The organism is Actinomadura sp. CNU-125 (assembly GCF_001942465.1).
In the GTDB taxonomy this organism is placed as follows: Bacteria; Actinomycetota; Actinomycetes; order Streptosporangiales; family Streptosporangiaceae; genus Spirillospora.
This window is the reverse complement of the sequence record NZ_MKJY01000452.1, coordinates 1-2,476: the sequence shown is the minus strand read 5'-3', so window position 1 is coordinate 2,476 and position 2,476 is coordinate 1. Positions and strand designations below refer to the sequence as shown.

Annotated in this window: 1 protein-coding gene and 2 pseudogenes; all 3 read right to left on the bottom strand. The window is 74.7% G+C overall.

The window, feature by feature from the left end:
- A partial coding sequence (locus BJF79_RS37285; RefSeq protein WP_262403143.1) for a hypothetical protein occupies positions 1–348 on the bottom strand: 348 nt, incomplete at its 3' end.
- A gap of 152 nt (positions 349–500) precedes the next feature.
- Positions 501–1,159: pseudogene (lexA, locus tag BJF79_RS67755) on the bottom strand (transcriptional repressor LexA).
- A gap of 58 nt (positions 1,160–1,217) precedes the next feature.
- Positions 1,218–2,401, bottom strand: a pseudogene (locus tag BJF79_RS37270) (aldehyde dehydrogenase family protein).
- Positions 2,402–2,476 lie beyond the last annotated feature (75 nt).

Below are 2,476 nucleotides of genomic sequence, written 5' to 3'. Positions count from 1 at the left end.
GACGTCGGGAACGCCGACAGGGTAACCGGCGGTGGACCCGGCCGACCCGGACTCGGTCCGGTAGGGGCTCAAGCCGGGGGCGGCGACCCCCCGAGCAGCGTGCGCGTCCGGCGGGCGGGGGATCGCGCGCCCGTCGCGTCCGGCGGCGATGACTCTGACGACGGCGTCTCCGGCGACCGCCGCGACCGAGGGATGCGCGGCGACCCGGTCGATGGGGACGGAGCCGTCGGGGACCGCCTGCGGGTCGCCGGTATCGACCGACCCGCCCTGCACCAGCACGTCGGTCCGGGAGTACTCGCCGGCGCCGCTGCCGGAGACCGCGTTCTGGGCGCGGGCGGCGAACTGCACCGTTCCGGAGATCAGCGCGACCGAGAACAGCGCGGCCAGCAGCCCTCGTCGGCTCCCAGGGGACGCCGGGATTCCTGGAGGAGATCAGCTTGGAGTCGCCGACGGGCGCGACTGACCCACGGCGAACGGCCCCGATCTCGAGGTCGCGCGCCTCAGATGCTGCGCAGCACCGACACGACGATGCCCAGGACGACGGCGTCGTCTCCGTCGATGGCGTCGTAGCCGGGGTTGCGCGGTTCGAGGAGGACGTGCCCGTCGCGGCGCCGGTACACCTTGACGGTGGCCTCGCCGTCGAGCATCGCGGCGACGATCTGGCCCGAATGGGCTTCGGGCTGCTGCCGGACCACGACGATGTCGCCGTCGCAGATCGCGGCGTCGACCATCGAGTCGCCGCGCACGCGCAGGCCGAACACGGTGCCGCGCCCGGTGAGCTCCCGGGGCAGCGACAGCGTGTCGTCGACGTGCTCCTCGGCCGTGATGGGCGTGCCGGCGGCGATGTGGCCGATCATGGGGACGCTCACCGCCTCATCGGGCTCGCGCCCCGGGCCTTCGTGCAGGACGCCCGCACGTCGATCGGCCGGGACATCGACGCGCCGCGCCGCAGGAAGCCCTTCTCCTCCAGGCTCGCCAGATGCCGCGAGACCGACGAGGCGGACCGCAGGCCGACGGCGTCGCCGATCTGGCGCGTGCTCGGGGGGTACCCGTACCTGACCGCCCAGTCCCGGATCGTGACCAGGATCCGCTGCTGACGTGCGGGCAGTGTGGAGGTGTCCAGGCCCTCGAACGCTTCAAGATCGCCGTATCCGGTCACGTCGGCATTGTAGAGGCTCCGCCACGGGCGAAGCCGCCTGCTTCGAAGCGCGACGCCGTCAGTCGGCCGGACGCACCGTCGCGCGGAGTTCGGTGTAGGAGTCGAGTGCGTGGGCGCCGCCGCTGCGGCCGATGCCGCTGGCCTTGGTGCCGCCGAAAGGGAGGTCTCCGCGCCGGGCGCAGGTGTTGATGCCGACCTGGGCGGCGGCCAGCCTGGCGGCCACGCGGTGCGCCGCGTCGAGGTCGCGCGAGTAGACCTGGTCGGTCAGCCCGTAGCGGGTCGAGTTGGCGATGGCGACCGCTTCGTCGTCCGAGGACGCCGGGGTGACGCAGACGACCGGCCCGAACGCTTCCTCCTGCATGACCGTCGTCTCCGGCCCGACGTTCGTGACGAGGACGGCGGGGTGGAAGTAGCCGCGATCCGGGACGTTCGACGCGGCGTGCACCGTCCCGCCTTCGGCGCGGGCGGTGGCCACCAGCGCGCGACGCGGTCGCGCTGGGCCTCGCTGATCAGCGGGACGGTGGTCGTCGCGGGGTCCCGCGGGTCGCCGTGCACGAGGCCGTCCAGCGCGGCGCGCAGCCGCCGGACGAGCTCGTCGTGCACCGAGGCGTCGGCGATGACGCGGGAGGGCGTCACGCAGATCTGCCCGGAGTGGACGGTCCACGCCCGCGTCGCCCCGGCGACGACGGCGTCGAGGTCCGCGTCGGCCCGCACGACGAGCGCGCCCTTGCCGCCGAGTTCGAGGAGGAGCCGCTTCATGCCGGGCGCCGCCGACCGGTAGATCTCGGTGCCGACCACCGTGCTGCCGGTGAAGCTGATCGCGCCGACCTCGGGGTGGTCGACCAGCGCGGCACCGGGCTCGGCGCCCGCGCCCGTCACCAGGTTGACCGCGCCCGCCGGTGCGCCTTCCGCCCGCAGGGCCTCGTTGAACGCCTCGGCGAGCGCGACGACGAGCAGCGGGTCCTGCGGGGCGGGCTTCATCACCACGGTGTTGCCGGCGAACAGGGCGGGGGCGACCTTCGCGACCATCGCGAGCAGCGGGAAGTTGTAGGGGCTGATGCAGCCGACCGTGCCGACGGGCGTGCGCGTGACCGTTCCCGCGAGGCCCGCCGCGACGGGCTCCGCCGGGACGGTGAGCAGGTCGGCGGGCAGGGCGGACCAGTGCCGGAGCCGGGCCAGCGCCGCGTCGACCTGGGTCTGCTCGGCGACGGCCCGGCGGGCGCCGGTGTCGGCGACGGCCAGGTCGACGAGCTCGTCGCGCGGTGCTCCAGCAGGCCGCCGGCGCGGCCGATCACCCGGCGGCGGGTCTCGACCGGG